Raw genomic sequence first — 16,714 nt, 5'->3', positions numbered from 1 at the left:
TTCTTGCTGGGCTTCCGCGGTTGAAAAAGAGGAGGAGCGACCATGGCCAAGGAAATTCTGTGCGGTTTCGGTGTCGACGTCGACGCGGTGGCGGGCTGGCTCGGTAGTTACGGCGGCGAGGATTCGCCCGACGATATCTCGCGCGGCCTGTTCGCCGGCGAAGTCGGCAGCCCCCGCCTGCTCAAGATGTTCGAGCGGTTGGGCATCAAGACGACCTGGTTCATCCCCGGCCATTCGATCGAGACCTTCCCGAAGGAGATGAAGGCGGTCGCCGATGCCGGTCACGAGATCGGCATCCATGGTTACAGCCACGAGAACCCGATCGCCATGACGCGTGAGCAGGAAACCGAGATCCTCGACAAGTGCATCGACCTGGTGACGCAGCTCTCGGGCAAGCGGCCGACCGGATATGTCGCGCCATGGTGGGAGTTCTCGCCCGTCACCAACGAGCTGCTGCTGGAGCGCGGCATCAAGTACGATCATTCGCTGATGCATCACGACCACCAGCCCTATTACGTGCGCGTGGGCGATGCCTGGACCAAGATCGACTATTCGAAGAAGCCACGCGAATGGATGGTGCCATTGCAGCGCGGCAAGGAGACGGACCTGATCGAGATTCCCGCGAGCTGGTATCTCGACGACCTGCCGCCCATGATGTTCATCAAGAAGTCGCCCAACAGCCACGGCTTCGTGAACCCGCGCGACATCGAGGAGATGTGGCGCGACCAGTTCGACTGGGTCTATCGCGAATACGACTATGCGGTGTTCCCCATGACCATCCATCCCGACGTCTCGGGCCGGCCGCATGTGCTGATGATGCTGGAGCGGCTCTATCACTACATGGCCGGCCATCCCGGCGTGAAGTTCGTCACCATGAACGAGATGGCCGACGACTTCGCCAAACGTTCTCCGCGCAAGAAGTAACGATGTGCGCGCTCTGCGGTGTGCTGGGCGGCGACGGGCACTGGACCGATGCCGCGCCGCGCCCCGGCGTTTTCACGCGCAATACCGACGGGCTTGCCCGGCGGCGCGAGCGCATGGCCCGCGTCGCAGGCGCCAACCGCATCCTCAGGCTCTACGGCCTGTCGCTTTCCGACTGGCAAGGCGCGTCGTTCGTGCTGTCGACGGCGACGGGCAAGACCGAACTGGTCGACAATCTCGCCCACCTCTGGGCCACGGCCGAGAAGCTCACGGGGCGGCCCTGCGATCCGCTCGATGCCGCGACGATCGCACGCCTGCGGGACGGCGATGGATGACGTGCCCGCTTTCACGCCCGTCAACCTGATCACGGGTTTCCTGGGATCGGGCAAGACGACGTTGCTGCAACGCCTGCTGGACGACCCGGCGCTGGCCGACACGGCCGTGCTGATCAACGAATTCGGCGAGGTCGGGCTCGACCATCATCTGCTGGACCGGATCGACGAGACCATGGTGCTGCTGCCGTCGGGCTGCCTGTGCTGCACGATCCGCGGCGAACTCTCGGCGGCGATCCGCGATCTGCACGAAAGGCGCGAGCGCGGCGACGTACCGGCGTTTCGGCGCCTCGTCGTCGAGAGCACGGGGCTTGCCGACCCCTTTCCCATCCTGTCGACGGTGCAGGCCGATCCGGTGCTGCGGCACCACTTCCGCTGGGGCAATATCGTCACCACGATCGATGCGGTGAACGGCGGCTCGCAGCTCGACTCGCGGCCCGAGAGCGTGAAGCAGGCCGCGGTCGCCGACCGGCTCGTGCTCACCAAGACCGACCTCGTTGCGACGGAAGTGGCGGACACGCTGATCGCGCGGCTGCGTGGGCTCAATCCTTCGGCACCGCTGGTGCGCGCGGCGGAGGGTGCGATCGACGCCGATTCGCTGCTGGCACACGATCTCTTCGCGACCGCCGCCCGCAGCGAATCGGCGCGTCGCTGGTTCACGATCGAGGCGGGCGCAGCGGCGCATGGCGCGGGCGTGCAGGCGTTCGCGCTCGTGCTCGACGATGCGGTCGACTGGACCCGCTTCGGCCTCTGGCTGACCATGCTGCTCAACCGGCATGGCGAGAAGGTCCTGCGCGTGAAGGGCATGCTGAACGTCGAGGGCAGCGCCACGCCGGTGGCGATCCATGGCGTGCAGCATCTCGTGCATCCGCCGGTGCACATGGCCGCCTGGCCCGACGAGGAGCGCCGCTCGCGACTGGTGTTCATCATCGACGGTCTCGAGCGCGCCGCGATCGAGCGCTCGCTGCGGGCATTCCTGCGCGGATGAGTCGGTTCGTTACTTCGCCGGCCCGAACCCCTGCAACGTCCAGACGAGCGGGGCCGGATCGATGCGCACCTCGCCGGTCTGCGGCCGGTCGATGTCGATGATCAGCACGATGGCCAGCGTCCAGACACCCAGCAGCAGGATCGATAGCGTCGGCTGGCGACTGCCGACCAGGCCGAACCCGTAACCGACCGCGCCGACGGCAAAGAGCGAGACGGTCAGAAGCAGCCGCAGGATGTAGGGCGGCACGTGGCTGGTGAAGTTGCGCCGGTTGGTGAGCGACAGGTCGATCATGTCGTTCAGCGAGGAGAGCAGCAGGCCCGAGATCGGCGTCGGCGAACGCTCGGCGACGCCGCGGGCGAGACGCCAGAGTTCGTTCTGGATCGTGTTGGTGCGCTGGTTGAGCCGATCGACCTCGGCCGGATCGGTACTGCCGCGGACCAAGGCGATGCGCGTCTCGGTATAGTCGCGCAGCAGACGCTGCATGGCGTCACCCTCGGCGCCGGTCGCCACCGACGCGCGCAGCCAGACGGTGCCGATGGCATTGGCCTCGGCCAGCACCGAATCGCGTCGCTGCTGGTAGCGATCCGAGGCCATGGACAGCGAGACGCCGAGCAGGAAGGCGAGCAGGCCCATCAGGCCCGCCGTCGCGAAGTTCACGGAGGATTTCTCGCCGTCGGTCGGCGACCTTCGCCGGCTGACGAACTTGCCGAGCTGGACGCCGGTTTCGAGGGCCGCCAGCAGCAGCAGGAGGACGAGGAAGCCGGCGAGGTGAAGGTTTCCGTTGGCCAGTCCTTGGAGGAAGCTGAACAACGCGTCGAAGGGGCCGAGGGACATGCAGGCGGAACATCGACGATCCGCCCGCTCAGGACAAGCGCTCAGGGGCCGGTTGCGCCCAGAGCGGTCGCGGCTTCCCGGCAGGCGGTTTCGCAGCTCCGGCAGGCCTCGGCACACAGGCGGCAAGGCTCGTGTTCCTGGGCATGGCGGTCGCATTCGGCGGCGCAGGCCTGGCACAGGTCGGCGCAGGTTCCGACCATCTGGCGCAGCAGGGCTGTATTTGCAGTCCTGCGGCGCGCCAGGGCAGGGCCGGTGGTGGAACAGGCGTCGGCGCAACTGACCGTCAGCTGGATACAATGTTCGAGTTGGATCGCCGCCGGATCGTCGAGACTGGCCTCCGCACAGTCGATGCAAGCCTCGGCGCAGGTGTGGCAGGCCTCCATGGCGCGCTGGAGCGGCGCGTCGAGCAAGCCTCGGGCCGGCGGGAAGCGGGAGGGCGTTTCACGCGCGTGCATGGGGACGTTTCCTCTGTTCATGAACAGCGGAGAAACGCGCCCATCGAAGGTTGGTTACGGGATCAGGGCTTCCAGCGCAGGAAGTTGGCGATCAGCCGCAGGCCGGTCGCCTGGCTTTTCTCGGGATGGAACTGCGTGCCCGCGAGATTGTCGCGGCCGACGACGGCCGTGACCGGCCCGCCGTAATCGGTCAGCGCCAGCACCGTCTCGGGCTTGCTGGCCGCGAGCTGGAAGGAATGCACGAAATAGGCATGGGCCCGCGGCGCAATCCCTTCGAGCAGCGCGTGCGGCTTGAGCTCCGTCAGCTCGTTCCAGCCCATGTGCGGGATCTTGAGATGATCCTTGCCGGGTTCTATGCGCACCACGTCACCCGCGATCCAGTCGAGGCCGGCATGGATGCCGTACTCGACACCGCGCGTGGCCATGAGCTGCATGCCGACGCAGATGCCGAGGAACGGCTTGCCGCGCTCGATCACCTCGCGCTGCAGCGTGTCGACCATGCCCGGCACGCCGTAGAGGCCGGCACGGCAGTCGGCGAAGGCGCCGACACCCGGCAGCACGATGCGGTCGGCGGCGGCGACCTCGGCCGGCGACGACGTGACCAGCACGCGATCGTCGGCACCCGCCTCGCGCGCGGCGCGCTCGAAGGCCTTGGCGGCGGAGCGGAGATTGCCCGAGCCGTAATCGACGATGGCGACAGTCATGGGAGATGGTGGAGTCGGTTTGCCGGGGGCGTGCCACTCCAGTGGCGCGTCTTCGCTTCCCCGGACACATGACGCGCCACTGGAGTGGCGCGCCCCCAGCGCTGAATCAGGACGGACAACTAGAGCACGCCCTTGGTGCTGGGCACCGCCATCGTCTGCCGCGGGTCGATCTCGACCGCGACGCGGAGCGCCCGGGCGATGCCCTTGAAGCAGCTCTCGACGATGTGGTGGTTGTTCTCGCCGTAGTGGTTCCACACATGCAGTGTCAGCCCGCCGAGCTGGGCAAAGGCCTGGAACCATTCCTTGAACAGCTCCGTGTCCATCGTGCCGAGCTTGGGCTTGGTGAAATTCACCTTCCAGATCAGGTAGGGCCGGTTCGACGCGTCGAGCGCGACTTCGGTCAGCGTCTCGTCCATCGGGATGGTGGCGCTTCCGTAGCGGCGGATGCCCTTGCGGTCGCCCAGCGCCTTGGTCAGGCACTCGCCCAGCACGATGCCGGCATCTTCCGTCGTGTGGTGGTAGTCGATGTGCAGGTCGCCCTCGGCCCGCAGCGTGATGTCGATCAGGCTGTGGCGCGAGAGCTGCTCCAGCATATGGTCGAGGAAGCCGATGCCGGTCTTGATGTCGTAGACGCCGGTGCCGTCCAGGTTGATGGCGGCGGCGATGCGGGTTTCCTTCGTCGCCCGCTCCACGGACGCACGTCGTCCGCCGGTGCCGGGCGTCGCCAGGGGGAGTTGGGTGGTCGTGGCCATGGGCAGGTTCATACAGGAACGCGGGCGGCACGGTCGAGCGCGACACGCGTCAGAATGACGCCGGACAGCACGATCAGCCCGCCCAGCACGCGGGCGGCGGTCAGCGAATCGCCAAAGAAGGCGGCCGACAGGCCCACGCCGGCCACCGGGATCAGGTACATGTAGACCATGACCCTGGAGACCCCGAGCCGCTCCAGCCCGGCCGTGAGGCCGAGGAAGGCGACGCCCACGGGGAAGATGGCTGTGTAGAACCAGAAGCCCAGCAGCCGGTCGTCGAGTTTCGCGAACTCGGAGAGGGAATCGAAGGCGAGCGAAATCGGCACCAGCACCAGCGAGCCGAACAGGGTCGTCCAGGCCATGACCGGCAATGCTCCGAGCCGCTGGTTGTAGGGCGCGCAGCGCTCGACATAGAGCGCCCAGGCGAAGGCTGAAAGCATCCAAAGGAGCGTGCCGTCGAGGCTGCCGAACGAGAGCGTGATCCGGTCGAGGCTGTTGTTCACCACCAGCACGACGCCTGCGAAGGCGAGCCCGATGCCGGCCCAGCCCAACCCGGGCAGCCGCCGTCCGCCGAACCAGGCGAGGATCGCCGAGAAAGCGGTGGTCGTGGTCATCACGATCGAGCCGAGGCTCGGCGCCGTGCGCGTCATGGCGAGGCCCCAGCAGGCCTGGAAGAGCGTGACGCCGATCAGCGACAGCAGGAACAACGGCAGCCAGTCGCGCCGCGCCAGCCCGAGCGGCCGGCGCATCAGCGCCATGGCGACGAACAGGAAGAGGCTGGCGATCAGGTACCGCGAGCCGCTGTAGAGCAGCGGGCTCATGACCTGCAGCACGTCCTTGGCGAAAGGATAGCTCGATCCCATCAGCATGGCCGTGCCGAACATGACGAGGTCGCCGGTGTAGCGGCGTTCAGCTTTCACGCGTTCCTCAGTCCTCTCCGCCCGCGCAGCGGGGGGAGAGGAAGGGGACCCGCGCGGAGCGCGGGGTAGGTGAGGTGGGTCTTCGTCTTTTCGACATTCAGTCTACGATTTCGGAGCGGTCGACGCCTTCTGCGCGCCCCAGAAGCCGAACAGCGTGCCGGCGACGCGGCGGATCTGGATCTCCTCGGAGCCCTCGGTGATGCGGTAGCGGCGATGGTGGCGGTAGATGTGCTCGAACGGCGTGTGGCGCGAATAGCCGATGCCGCCATGGACCTGCATGGCGCGGTCGGCGGCATCGCAGACCAGCCGGTTGGCGCGGTAGTTCGACATCGCCACCCATTCGCTCACCTGCATGTGGTGCTGGTGGTCGAGATGCCAGGCGGTCTTGCGCACCAGGCCGCGGACCATCTCGGCCTCGGTGTGCAGCTCGGCCAGCGGGAACTGGATCGCCTGGTTGGTCGCCAACGCCTTGCCGAACACCTTGCGGTTCCTGGCATAGGCCACCGACATGTCGATGCAGTATTGCGCGGCGCCGAGGCTCGACGCGGCCTGGCGGATGCGGTTCTCGTGCACGAAGGTCTGCGCCACGTCGAGGCCGCGGCCTTCCTCGCCCAGCATGGTCGAGCCCGGCACGGTGACGTTGCTGAGCGACACCTCGGCATGGTCGGACGGCATGTTGAACGTCCACCACATGTATTCGATCCTGAAGCCCGGTGTCTTCACCGGCACCAGGAACGCCGAGATGCCGCGCGCCTCGCCGACCTTGCCCGAGGTACGCGCGAAGACGAGGTCGACGGTGGCGGTGTGCATGCCGGTGTTGAACCGCTTCATGCCGTTGATCGCCCAGTCCGAGCCCTGCTTGACCGCCGTCGTTTCCATGAAGGTCGCGTCGGAGCCGTGCAGCGGCTCGGTGAGGCCGAAGCCGATGCGCTCGGTGCCGCGGAACATGCCCTCGATGTAGCGGTCCTTCTGCTCCTGCGTGCCGAAGCGATGGAGCAGCAGGGCCACCGGGAAGTTGCCGACGATCGAGCTCTCGTTCTGCAGGTCGTTGTGCAGGCCGAGTCCCTTGTGCGCGAGATGCTCGCGGATCAACGCCATGGCGAGGTTGGAGCCGTCCTTGCCACCCAGCGCTTTGGGGAGTCCGAAGCGCAGGTGCCCGGCCTTGTCGGCGCGGCGCTTCATCTCGGCCAGCAGCTCCTCCCACTCGTGGCGCGGCTGGCCGTCATTGTCCCAGTCGGTGCGCGCATGCTCGCGGCGATGGTCGAAGAAGCGGATATTGTCGTTCTCGCGCTCGAGCGGCCGGATCTCGCGCTCGATGAACTCGTCGAGCTCGCGCAGATACGCCGCGATCTCCGCGGGAATATTGAAATCCATGAATGTGCTCCTCCCTTTGCCGGAAGAGTTTACGCAGCCGGCAGGTCGACCCGGAAGCGGCTGCCACCACCTTCTACCGCAAGGCAAACGGCGTCGCCGCCGTGGCGGCGGGCGATATCGAGGACCAGGGCGAGACCCATCCCCCAGACCCGACGCGCCGCGTGCGCGAGGCCGAGGTGCAAAGAAGGAAAGCGACGGCAGTTGATTTCTCCGAACCGCAGGAATGCCAGCGATGTTGGGGTTGTTCCTCGGATTCATCTGGAGGTTGTCGGGCCGAGAGAAGGCGCGTTATGCGTGAATATTGTTTGACTGCTAACTCAACCAAAGAGAGTATTGGCTAGCGCTAATCGCTAATAAGGGGGGCTTATGGGGAATCTTCGTTCAGTCGTGCTGGCAGTATTGCTGGCCACACTGTCGGGCTGCTCGCCCTACGGCTTTTCCAAAGAAGTCGGTGACTTGGATAGTAGTGTCTCCGGCTTGACCGCGTCGGTGAACTCGGGACATCAGTCGCTACTGAACGATACCGCGGCTAGCAAGCGCCGCGACCTCATCTATCATCAACGGCCTGTCGCCATTCCGCCGAGTTGCCGGCAGCAGCCGGGCCGGGCCACCGAGGGCGACCCGCCATGCCTCGCCTTTGCTGTCGGCGGCACGCCCATTCCAGCGGATCCGGCGCCCATCGCGCCCAAGCTCAAGACCATGCTCGCCGCGTTGAAGGGCTATACCGGCGCGCTCGCAGCGGTCACCAAGGCGAGTGACCGCGCCGAATTCGACAAAGAAGTCGCCACCCTCAGCAAGTCAATCCAGGGTCTCGTCGCGGCCACAGGTGTTGGTGCCACGGCTGCCCCGGTTATTGGTGTCGGCATCAATCTTTTCGGTTGGCTGGTCGGCACTGCACTCGACCAGCAGCGCTACGACGCGCTGCGCCAAGCGGTCGACTATGTCGACAAGCCCTTGGACAACGGCGAGAAGCCCATGCAGGTTTTCGCCAACGAACTAGGCCCGAGGCTCGCAGCGTTAACCCTCAGGCGTCGAAATCAGCTGCTGGCCGATGCCGATCTCGTGCGCACTAAGATTGGCCCCGGCATGAGCGAGGAAACCTACAGAGCACGCCTTGCTGACCTGGAGTTCCTCCTCGCAAACGTCGATGCCCTGCGCAAGACCGATCCGATGGCGGCGGCCCAGGGTTTAGCCAAGGCTCACGAGGAACTGGTCAAGGCCGTCAACAATCCGAAGGTCGATTTCGCGCAGCTCGTGAAGACTCTGGGTGACCTGAAGGAAAAGGTGTCGGCGCTGCAGTCCGCGCTCGAGGCCGCTACGCCGGCTGCCGGTTCCAGCAAGAAGGGAGCATAGATCATGGCGACGACAGGCGACATTGTTCTAGAGGCCCAGGCGGCGGCCGACCAGTTCGACGGACCGATCGCCAAGCTGGGCGCGATCCAGCAGCCAACGCCGGCCCAGCTACAGTGCCTGCAGAATATGCTGAACAAGCAGGCCGATATCATGACCGCAGCCGCCGATGATATCCTCGACAGCCCGGTACTCGATCAGGCGTTGATGCGTCTGCAGACCGCGACGACGAATTTGAACACTGTCGCCCAGAACATGCCCAACGTGACCGAGGTCCTGAAAAAGGCGAACAAATTTCTCGGTTATGGCACCGACGCTGTGAACGCGATCAAGAGTGTCACCGGAGGCGCGGGCGCAGGCTGATGAAGATTGAAGACTACAGGAAATTCTACGCAGAAGCCTCTACCAAGGCGAGCGATGTATGCCGCCAGCTCGCATTCGCCGGTATTGCCGTCGTCTGGGTGTTTGCGGAAGGCAAGGATACTGCAAGGAGTGTTCCGCCGGGACTTGTTTGGCCCTCTCTTTTTCTCGTCCTGACGCTCGCCACCGACTTCTTTCAGTATGTAGTCAAGAGCATTATCTGGGGCGCCTACGTGCGGGAACTCGAAAGGGACGGGCACACGGTCGACAAAGATTTGCCGCTGCATTCTTCCTTGCTGGTCTGGCCAGTCGACCTCCTTTTCCACGCGAAACTAGCGCTTTTGTTCATAGCTTACTGCATGCTTCTCGTTTTCCTGGTTCGTCGCCTGCACGTGTTCTAGTTGAGCCGCTCGGTGCACCGTAGGCTTTTGCTCGTAACGACTAGGCCGCCGCCGGTAGGTCGACCCGGAACCGGCTGCCGCCGCCCTCTGCCGCAAGGCAAACGGCGTCGCCGCCATGGCGGCGCGCGATGTCGAGGACTAAAGCGAGGCCGAGCCCGCTGCCGCGACCGCTCTCGGCTGCGCCGGCCATGCGGTAGAAGGGCTCGAAGATGCGCTGGCGCTCGGCCTCGGGCACGCCGGGGCCGCGATCGGTGACGTCGAGGACTGCGCAGTTGGACTCGCGGGTGACGGAAACGGTGATCGAGCCGTCGCCCTCCGTGGCGCCGCTGTATCGCTGGGCGTTCTCGACGAGGTTGCGGACCAGGCGGCGCAGCAGGGTGCGGTCGCCCGAGACGGTCACCGGTTCGCCGGTGACTTCGACGTCGTAGTGCGAGGCTTCCTCGGCCGCCAGCGCCAGCAGGTCGACCGGCTCGCGCTGTTCAAGCGTCGGCAGCGCCTCCAGCCGGCTCGCCAGCAGGATCTGCTCGATCAGCTGGTCGAGTTCGGCCACGTCGCGCTTCAGCGATTCGCGGGTCGTGGGATCGGCGGCGTCGCCCAGGAGCGAGGCGGCGACGGCGATGCGGGTGAGCGGCGTGCGCAGCTCGTGGCTGGCATTGGCCAGCAGCAGGCGATGAGCGGCCACCAGCTCCTCGATGCGTTCGGCGGAGCGGTTGAAGCTGGCGGCAAGGGCCGCCAGTTCGTCGCGGCCCTCGACCTTCACGCGGGCGCCGAGATCGCCGTGGCCCAGCCGGTCGACGCCGGCCTTGAGCCGTTCGAGCCGCCTTCCGAGGCCGCGCACGACGGGAAAGGAAACGATCGCGACGGCGATGGCGACCATGCCCAGCGCCGCGGCGATCCAGAAGATAGGATTGGGCCGTTCGCGCACCTGGCGCGCCACCAGCCAGCGGCCGTCCGGCAGTTGCAGCACGAAGTTCGGCCCGGCCGGTCCGCGCCGCCAGCCGGTGCGGGCGCGGCTGGGCTCGAAGCGCGGCGGCGGCTTTCCGGCCATGGCGATCATGTCGCCATCGGGCTCGTAGAGCGCGATGTCGAAGCGCAGCTTGCGCTGCAGCCCCTCGATCGCGCGCTGCTGCTCGGGTCGTGGTGCATTGATGTCGGGCAGCAGCGCGCCGGTCAGCTCGGCGGCGACGTCGAGATATTGCGGCGTGCGGTTGTCGTCATCGGCCAGCCGCCACAACAGCACCGCCGCGCCGACGAACACCGCCAGCACGATGAGGATGGTGACGTAGAACTGCAGGTAGAGGCGCTGCATGGTTAGCGGGATGCGCGCGACACGAAAATTGTCATCCCGAGCGTAGCGAGGGACCTTTCCTGTGGCCTCAAAGGTCCCTCGCTACGCTCGGGATGACAGGTATTTCGTTGCGACGACATTCCTAACGATCCTGGTCCTTGGCGAAGACGTAGCCGGTGCCGCGTAGCGTCAGGATACGGCGCGGCTTCTTGGGATCGTCCTCGATGGCGGCGCGGATGCGGCTGACATGGACGTCGACCGAGCGGTCGAAGGCTTCGAGCTTCTCGCCCTTCAGCACGTCCATCAGCGCATCGCGCGAGAGCACGCGACCGGCGCGCTCGGCCAGCGCCAGCAGCAGCGCGAACTGGTAGGAGGTGATGGCCCGCTCCTCGCCGTCGACGCGTACGACGCGCGCGCCCTTGTCGATCTCGAGGCGGCCGAAGCGCAGCACGTCCGCCTTCGGTGCGGCCGATCCCTTGCGGCGCAGGATGGCGCGCAGGCGGGCCTGCAGCTCGCGCGGCTCGAACGGCTTGGACAGATAATCGTCGGCGCCGAGTTCGAGGCCGACGACCCTGTCCATCGGCTCGCCGCGCGCGGTCAGCATCAGGATCGGCACGTCGCTGGTGCCGCGCAGGCGGCGGCAGAGGTCGAGCCCGTCGGCGTCGGGCAGCATGAGGTCGAGGATGACCGCATCGAAGGTCTCGCGCTTCAGCTGGGCTTCGCCGTCGCGGCCGGTGCCGGCAACGGTCACGCGAAAGCCCGCCCCGCCGAGATAGTCTGAAACCATCCCGGCGAGGCGGTCGTCGTCGTCGATCATCAGGATGCGCTCGGCCATTGGCTCAGTATCCGACCGGCGCGGCCCCGATGTCATCTGCCGTTAGCCCTTCTTCGGGCCGTGGCTGCGTTCGCTCCAGGTCTTGAAGAAGGCCTGGCGCTGGTTGGCGTTCAGCACGTTGCCCGCGTCGGTCAGCGCCTTGGTGAAGCGCTTAGAGCTGTCGTCCGCGATCTTCATCTCGGCCTGGCGGATCTGCTCGATCTTCGCCGGATCGATGGTCGGGGCCTCGAGCGCCGCGCGCATCGCGTCGCGGTTCTCCTTGCGCAGGGCGTGCATCGGCTTCAGGTCGGTGAAGGCGGCCTTCAGGATGCCGACGATCTGCTTCTTCTGGTCCTGCGTGGCGTCGGTACCGTTCAGCGCCTTGTCCACGCGCTTCTCGATGCCCTGCTGGAACTTGGCCGGATCGACCGACCCGCCGTCCGCCCGGGCAAAGGCCGGCATGCCGGCCGTGGCCGCGAGGCTGCCGGCGAGGAGGGCGGCCATTACCGTCTTGATGCTGAGGTTCGTCATGTCTGTCTCCATCTGTTTCGGGTTGCTGTCCCCGTGAAGCCAAGATGGAGGGTCCCGGTTTCGCGCCCATCTCGCGGCGGTAAAGTTGTGTAAAGTGCCCCCACCATGACGATCGTGACGACCGAGCGCCTGTCGCTCAGACCTTTACTGCCCGCCGATGCCGAAGATTACGCGGCCATGCGCTTTCATCCCGAAGTGGCGAAGTGGCTGCCGCCCGCGCCGGGCAAGGTGCAGGAAGGCGATTTCGTGGCGTTGGCCCACGCCGCCATCGAGCGCTTCAACGTTTCCTGGCAGGAACGCCGCTACGCGCCCTGGGGCGTGTTCCTCGACGGCAGGCTGATCGGCCATGCCGGCCTCAATTTCATCGAGCAGTTCGACGGGGTCGAAGTCCTGTGGTCGCTGCATCCCGAGGCCCAGGGCAAGGGCTATGCGACGGAAGTGGCGCGCGCCGCATTGGCCTATGGTTTCGAGACGCTCGAACTCGACCATATCTTCGCGATCACGCTGGAGGAGAACCGCGCGTCACGTGCCGTGATGGAGCGGATCGGCCTCACCTACCGCAAGCGGGTCGACTACAAGGGTTTCACCGACATCGTCTGGTACGACGTCGATCGCGCGACTTATGCCGAAAGGATGTCCAGCGCGGCGCGGTGAACGGCGCGGTCGCCGGCCGCGACGACTGCTCCCTCGGACTGCATGTCGAGCGCGCCGCCCTTCCAGTCGGTGATGATGCCGCCCGCGCCCGTGATGACGGGAATGAGCGCGGCATAGTCGTAGAGCTTGAGGTCGGCCTCGACGACGAGGTCGACATGGCCCGCGGCCAGCAGGCCGTAGGCGTAGCAGTCGCCACCCCAGCGGAAGAGCTTCACCTTTTCGGTGAGCGTCTGATGCGGCCTGGCGTAGCCGCCGGCGAACATGGCCGGCGCGGTCGAATACATGTAGGCGCTGGCGACGCTTGCACAGGCGCGCACCGAGATCGGCTGGCCGTTCAGGGTCGAGCGCTCGCCGTCGACGCCCAGCCAGCGCTCCTGCAGGATCGGCTGGTCGATGATGCCCAGCACCGGCTTGCCGCGATGGAACAGGCCGATCAGCGTGCCGAACAGCGGCAGGCCGGTGATGAAGGCCTTGGTGCCGTCGATCGGATCGAGAACCCAGACATACTCGGCATCGGTGCGGACCGCGCCATGCTCCTCGCCGAACACGCCATGATCGGGCACGTGGCGGGTCAGCAGATCGCGCATCGCCGTCTCGGCTTCGCGGTCGGCGATGGTGACGGGGCTCTGGTCGGTCTTGTCGTCGACCGTGACGCCGGTACGGAAATAGCGGGCCGCGATCGGCCGGGCGGCGTCGGCCAGCTGATGGGCCAACGCGACGAGGTCGGAAGGGACCACCTAGGGCAGCGGCGCCGGCGTGTCGGCCATCGTGCGCAGGTAGGCGATCACGTCGGCGCGATCCTGCTCCTTGGGAAGGCCGGCGAACGCCATCTTCGTGCCGCGCACATAGGCGGTCGGCTTGAAGATCATGTGGTCGATGTCTTCGTAGTTCCAGTCGCCGCCCTTGGCGGTCAGCACCGACGAGTAGCTGAAGCCGGCATGGCTGGCCTTCGGACGGTTGACCACGCCCCACAGGTTCGGGCCGACCTTGTTGGCGCCGCCCTTGTCGACCGTGTGGCAGGTGAAGCACTGCTTCTGGAACATCGCCTTGCCGGCCTCGACATTGGCGCCGGCCAGCTTCGGTCCGATCGGCGGAATCTCAATGGGGGCGGCCGCGGCGGCCGTCGCGACGGGCGCGTCGTCGGTGACCGCGAGGGCGGGCTTCTCCAGCTTGTGCGGATGCACGACGGCATTGGAGACCTTGCCGACCACCATCGCGAAGAGGGCGGAAGCCAAAACGCAGCCGGCGATCGTGTTGAAACTGGCCATATCAAATCCCGAAGCGGCAAATTCTACGGACGCTGCTGTAGCATGCCCGCACGGCCGTCAGTAGTATTCCATCGTGTCCGGTTGATCGCGCGGCGGAACGTCGCAAGTGCCGGATATTACGAGGTTTTTCGCCTATCGGTGGGCCTCGGAACGGGGCACGGGAGAGTTCGGGAAATGGCAAAAAGTCGGGGCGAGAAGCGGCAGGGCAAGGCCGCCGCCAGCAACATCATCGCCTTCCAGGGCGAGCCCGGCGCCAATTCCGACATGGCCTGCCGGGCGGCCTTTCCCTACATGACGACCCTGCCGTGCCCGACCTTCGACGCCGCCATGGGCGCCGTCCAGGCCGGCAAGGCGGAGCTGGCCATCATCCCGGTCGAGAACTCGATCGCCGGCCGTGTCGCCGACCTGCACAGCCTGCTGCCCCACACGAAGCTCAAGATCGTGGCCGAGCACTTCCAGCGGGTCGAGCATTGCCTGGTGGCCCTGCCGGGCGCGTCGCTGAAATCCATCCGGACGGTGAAGAGCCACGTCCAGGCGCTGGCCCAGTGTCGCAACTTCCTGCGCAAGCACCGGCTGCAGCCGGTGGTCCATGCCGACACGGCCGGGGCCGCCCGCGAGATCGCCGAGATCGGCGACGCCAGCGTCGGCGCCATCGCCTCGTCGCTGGCTGCCCGCATCTACGACCTCAAGATCCTGGCCAAGAACATCGAGGACGCCGACCACAACACCACGCGCATGCTGGTCTTCTCGCGCGAGGAGGCCCATCCCGACTGGCGCACCGTCCAGTGCATGACGGCCTTCATGTTCCGGGTCAGGAGCCGGCCGGCGGCGCTCTACAAGGCGCTGGGCGGGTTCGCGACCAACGGCGTCAACATCGTGAAGCTCGAAAGCTACCTCTCCGGTGCGCGCTTCGAGCAGGCGCTGTTCTATGCCGAGGTCGAGGGCCATCCGGAGCAGCACAATGTCAGCCTGGCGCTCGAGGAGCTGGATTTCTTCTCCGACGAGCTGAAGCTGCTGGGCTCCTTCCCGACCAATCCCTTCCGACGCAAGGGCTGGGAAGCCCCGACCCGTCCCGGCACCTGAGGTCTCTTTCATGCCGCAACAGCCCGTCCGCATCGCGCCGTCCATCCTGTCGGCCGATTTCGCCGCCCTCGGCCGCGAGATCGAGGCCATCACCGAGGCCGGCGCCGACTGGATCCATGTCGACGTGATGGACGGGCATTTCGTGCCCAACCTCACGATCGGCCCGATGGTGGTGAAGGCGCTGCGCAAGCACAGCCAGCAGACCTTCGACGTGCATCTCATGATCTCGCCGGTCGATCCGCTGGTGCCGGCCTATGTCGAGGCCGGCGCCGACGTGATCTCGTTCCATCCCGAGGCCGGCCCGCACGTCCATCGCACGATCCAGCTCATCAAGAGCCTCGGCCGCAAGGCGGGCATCGTGCTCAATCCCGCGACGCCGCTTTCCACCATCGAGCATGTGCTGGGCGATCTCGACCTGGTGCTGGTGATGAGCGTCAATCCGGGCTTCGGGGGCCAGGCCTTCATCGAAAGCCAGCTCCCCAAGATCGCGGCCCTGCGCAAGGCGATCGATGCGCTGGGCAAGCCGATCGACCTCGAGGTCGATGGCGGCGTCAACGTCGAGATGGCGAAGCGCTGCATCCAGGCCGGTGCCGATGTCCTCGTGGCCGGTACCGCCGTGTTCACGGGCGGGCCGGAACGTTATGCCGCCAACATAGAGGCACTGCGCTCATGAGCGACATGATCCTGCACCACTATCCGAACTCGCCTTATTCCGAGAAGGTGCGGATCGCCTTCGGGGTCAAGAAGGCCGCGTGGAAGTCGGTCGTGATCCCGAACATGCTGCCCAAGCCCGACCTGATGCCGCTGACCGGCGGCTATCGCAAGACGCCGGTGATGCAGGTCGGCGCCGACATCTACTGCGACACGCAGCTCATCATGCTGGAGATCGAGAAGCGCGCGCCGACACCGCCGCTCCTGCCCAAGGGTAAGGAGGGCGAGGCGCGGGCGCTCGCCATGTGGATCGACCGCACCATCTTCTGGGCCGCCGTCGGCGTGGTGATGGGTGCCTTGGGCGACAAGCTGCCGGAAGCCTTCCTCAAGGATCGCGCCGCGTTCTCCGGCCGCTCCTTCGATCCGGCTTCGTTGAAGGCCGCCGCGCCGATGGCGCTGCAGCAGACCTACGCCCAGCTCGCGATGGCCGAGCAGATGCTGGCCGACGGGCGGCCCTATCTTCTGGGCGATGCGCCGTGCCTGGCCGACTGCGCCCTCTACAACCCGGTGTGGTTCATCAAGGAGCGGCTGGGCGGCGGAAAGACCGTGCCGCCGCTCGACCGGTTGCCGCTGATCACCGCCTGGTCGGAGCGCATGAAGGCGGCCGGCAGCGGCAGCCCGACCGAGATCAGCGCCGCCGATGCGATCGCCATCGCGAAGGCCGCGACACCTGAAGCAACGAGCGTCGACGCCAACGATCCCAGCGGCCTGAAGGCGGGCCAGACGATCAGCGTGACGCCCGACGATACCGGCAAGGTGCCGGTGAGCGGCGTGCTGGTCGGGCTGACGAACGACCGCGTCTCGATCCAGCGTCGTGATGATCAGGTCGGTGACGTGGTGGTCCACTTCCCCCGCGCCGGCTTCATCATCACGCCGGTCTGACACCGGCATCTCAATGGAGCGCGCCGCATAGCGCTCGGCCAGCGCCTGGCCTGCGGCGATGGCATCGGGATCGCGGTCGATGGCGATGACCTGGC

The 16,714-nt window shown here is 66.4% G+C and carries 21 protein-coding genes; 10 read left to right on the top strand and 11 right to left on the bottom strand.

Annotated features, from left to right (window positions below):
• Window positions 1-42: 42 nt before the first annotated feature.
• The 3 genes from AC1ROX_RS21185 to AC1ROX_RS21175 are packed head-to-tail and all read left to right on the top strand — an operon-like array spanning window position 43 to window position 2,241.
• Entirely contained in the window at window positions 43-924 is an 882-nt protein-coding gene (locus tag AC1ROX_RS21185; RefSeq protein WP_493128810.1) for a polysaccharide deacetylase family protein, read from the top strand.
• Window positions 925-926: 2 nt separating this feature from the next.
• Window positions 927-1,256 (top strand): hypothetical protein, encoded by a 330-nt coding sequence (locus tag AC1ROX_RS21180; protein WP_493128808.1) that lies wholly within the window; start codon window positions 927-929, stop codon window positions 1,254-1,256.
• Entirely contained in the window at window positions 1,249-2,241 is a 993-nt protein-coding gene (locus AC1ROX_RS21175; RefSeq protein ID WP_493129298.1) for a CobW family GTP-binding protein, read from the top strand. The genes AC1ROX_RS21180 and AC1ROX_RS21175 overlap by 8 nt, the downstream gene beginning before the upstream one ends.
• A 9-nt stretch (window positions 2,242-2,250) precedes the next feature.
• Here the strand turns inward: AC1ROX_RS21175 and AC1ROX_RS21170 are convergent, their stop codons facing one another.
• The 6 genes from AC1ROX_RS21170 to AC1ROX_RS21145 form a co-directional block, all read right to left on the bottom strand.
• Window positions 2,251-3,075, bottom strand: a complete 825-nt coding sequence (locus tag AC1ROX_RS21170; protein ID WP_493128806.1) for a bestrophin-like domain — start codon at window positions 3,073-3,075, stop codon at window positions 2,251-2,253.
• A gap of 41 nt (window positions 3,076-3,116) precedes the next feature.
• Window positions 3,117-3,530 carry a four-helix bundle copper-binding protein gene (locus AC1ROX_RS21165; protein ID WP_493128804.1) on the bottom strand — a complete coding sequence of 138 codons (414 nt, stop codon included), beginning with the start codon at window positions 3,528-3,530 and terminating at the stop codon, window positions 3,117-3,119.
• Window positions 3,531-3,592: 62 nt separating this feature from the next.
• Window positions 3,593-4,234 (bottom strand): imidazole glycerol phosphate synthase subunit HisH, encoded by a 642-nt coding sequence (gene hisH, locus AC1ROX_RS21160; RefSeq protein WP_493128802.1) that lies wholly within the window; start codon window positions 4,232-4,234, stop codon window positions 3,593-3,595.
• A gap of 119 nt (window positions 4,235-4,353) precedes the next feature.
• On the bottom strand, window positions 4,354-4,986 hold the full coding sequence (hisB, locus tag AC1ROX_RS21155; protein WP_493128800.1) for an imidazoleglycerol-phosphate dehydratase HisB: 633 nt from the start codon (window positions 4,984-4,986) through the stop codon (window positions 4,354-4,356).
• Between the two features lie 8 nt (window positions 4,987-4,994).
• Window positions 4,995-5,903 (bottom strand): DMT family transporter, encoded by a 909-nt coding sequence (locus AC1ROX_RS21150; protein WP_493128798.1) that lies wholly within the window; start codon window positions 5,901-5,903, stop codon window positions 4,995-4,997.
• A gap of 102 nt (window positions 5,904-6,005) precedes the next feature.
• Window positions 6,006-7,277: an acyl-CoA dehydrogenase family protein gene (locus AC1ROX_RS21145; protein WP_493128796.1), complete on the bottom strand. Its 1,272-nt coding sequence runs from the start codon at window positions 7,275-7,277 to the stop codon at window positions 6,006-6,008.
• 387 nt (window positions 7,278-7,664) lie between these two features.
• Between AC1ROX_RS21145 and AC1ROX_RS21140 the strand changes: the two genes are divergently transcribed.
• From AC1ROX_RS21140 to AC1ROX_RS21130, 3 genes are read left to right on the top strand one after another with little or no spacing between them, the layout of a single operon-like run.
• On the top strand, window positions 7,665-8,630 hold the full coding sequence (locus tag AC1ROX_RS21140) for a hypothetical protein (protein WP_493128794.1): 966 nt from the start codon (window positions 7,665-7,667) through the stop codon (window positions 8,628-8,630).
• A 3-nt stretch (window positions 8,631-8,633) separates the two neighbouring features.
• The gene (locus AC1ROX_RS21135; protein WP_493128792.1) at window positions 8,634-8,990 is read left to right on the top strand and encodes a hypothetical protein; all 357 of its coding nucleotides are present in this window, start codon (window positions 8,634-8,636) and stop codon (window positions 8,988-8,990) included.
• Complete coding sequence (locus AC1ROX_RS21130; RefSeq protein WP_493128791.1) at window positions 8,990-9,388, top strand: hypothetical protein; 399 nt, start codon at window positions 8,990-8,992, stop codon at window positions 9,386-9,388. Before AC1ROX_RS21135 ends, AC1ROX_RS21130 begins: the two co-directional genes overlap by 1 nt.
• A 40-nt stretch (window positions 9,389-9,428) precedes the next feature.
• Here the strand turns inward: AC1ROX_RS21130 and AC1ROX_RS21125 are convergent, their stop codons facing one another.
• The 3 genes from AC1ROX_RS21125 to AC1ROX_RS21115 all read right to left on the bottom strand — a co-directional run bounded on the left by AC1ROX_RS21125 (window position 9,429) and on the right by AC1ROX_RS21115 (window position 12,021).
• Window positions 9,429-10,697 carry a sensor histidine kinase gene (locus tag AC1ROX_RS21125; RefSeq protein WP_493128789.1) on the bottom strand — a complete coding sequence of 423 codons (1,269 nt, stop codon included), beginning with the start codon at window positions 10,695-10,697 and terminating at the stop codon, window positions 9,429-9,431.
• A gap of 121 nt (window positions 10,698-10,818) precedes the next feature.
• Window positions 10,819-11,511, bottom strand: a complete 693-nt coding sequence (locus AC1ROX_RS21120) for a response regulator (protein WP_493128787.1) — start codon at window positions 11,509-11,511, stop codon at window positions 10,819-10,821.
• Window positions 11,512-11,553: 42 nt separating this feature from the next.
• On the bottom strand, window positions 11,554-12,021 hold the full coding sequence (locus AC1ROX_RS21115) for a Spy/CpxP family protein refolding chaperone (RefSeq protein ID WP_493128784.1): 468 nt from the start codon (window positions 12,019-12,021) through the stop codon (window positions 11,554-11,556).
• Window positions 12,022-12,126: 105 nt separating this feature from the next.
• On the opposite strand from AC1ROX_RS21115, the gene AC1ROX_RS21110 reads away from it, so the two are divergent.
• Complete coding sequence (locus tag AC1ROX_RS21110; RefSeq protein ID WP_493128782.1) at window positions 12,127-12,675, top strand: GNAT family N-acetyltransferase; 549 nt, start codon at window positions 12,127-12,129, stop codon at window positions 12,673-12,675.
• Here AC1ROX_RS21110 and hisN read toward each other — a convergent pair.
• Window positions 12,642-13,412 (bottom strand): histidinol-phosphatase, encoded by a 771-nt coding sequence (hisN, locus tag AC1ROX_RS21105; RefSeq protein ID WP_493128780.1) that lies wholly within the window; start codon window positions 13,410-13,412, stop codon window positions 12,642-12,644. The two genes, AC1ROX_RS21110 and hisN, sit on opposite strands and share 34 nt — an antisense overlap.
• Entirely contained in the window at window positions 13,413-13,943 is a 531-nt protein-coding gene (locus AC1ROX_RS21100; protein ID WP_493128778.1) for a c-type cytochrome, read from the bottom strand.
• Window positions 13,944-14,117: 174 nt separating this feature from the next.
• Between AC1ROX_RS21100 and AC1ROX_RS21095 the strand changes: the two genes are divergently transcribed.
• From AC1ROX_RS21095 to AC1ROX_RS21085, 3 genes are read left to right on the top strand one after another with little or no spacing between them, the layout of a single operon-like run.
• On the top strand, window positions 14,118-15,026 hold the full coding sequence (locus AC1ROX_RS21095) for a prephenate dehydratase (protein WP_493128776.1): 909 nt from the start codon (window positions 14,118-14,120) through the stop codon (window positions 15,024-15,026).
• 10 nt (window positions 15,027-15,036) lie between these two features.
• The gene (rpe, locus tag AC1ROX_RS21090; protein WP_493128774.1) at window positions 15,037-15,699 is read left to right on the top strand and encodes a ribulose-phosphate 3-epimerase; all 663 of its coding nucleotides are present in this window, start codon (window positions 15,037-15,039) and stop codon (window positions 15,697-15,699) included.
• A complete protein-coding gene (locus AC1ROX_RS21085) occupies window positions 15,696-16,619 on the top strand; it encodes a glutathione S-transferase family protein (RefSeq protein ID WP_493128772.1) in 924 nt (307 codons plus the stop codon). Before rpe ends, AC1ROX_RS21085 begins: the two co-directional genes overlap by 4 nt.
• Window positions 16,620-16,714: the final 95 nt, after the last annotated feature.

It is taken from the genome of Reyranella sp. GW821-FHT14A01 (assembly GCF_058803965.1).
Note: the sequence above shows the minus strand (reverse complement) of the source record. Positions and strands in the feature narration are given on the sequence as shown.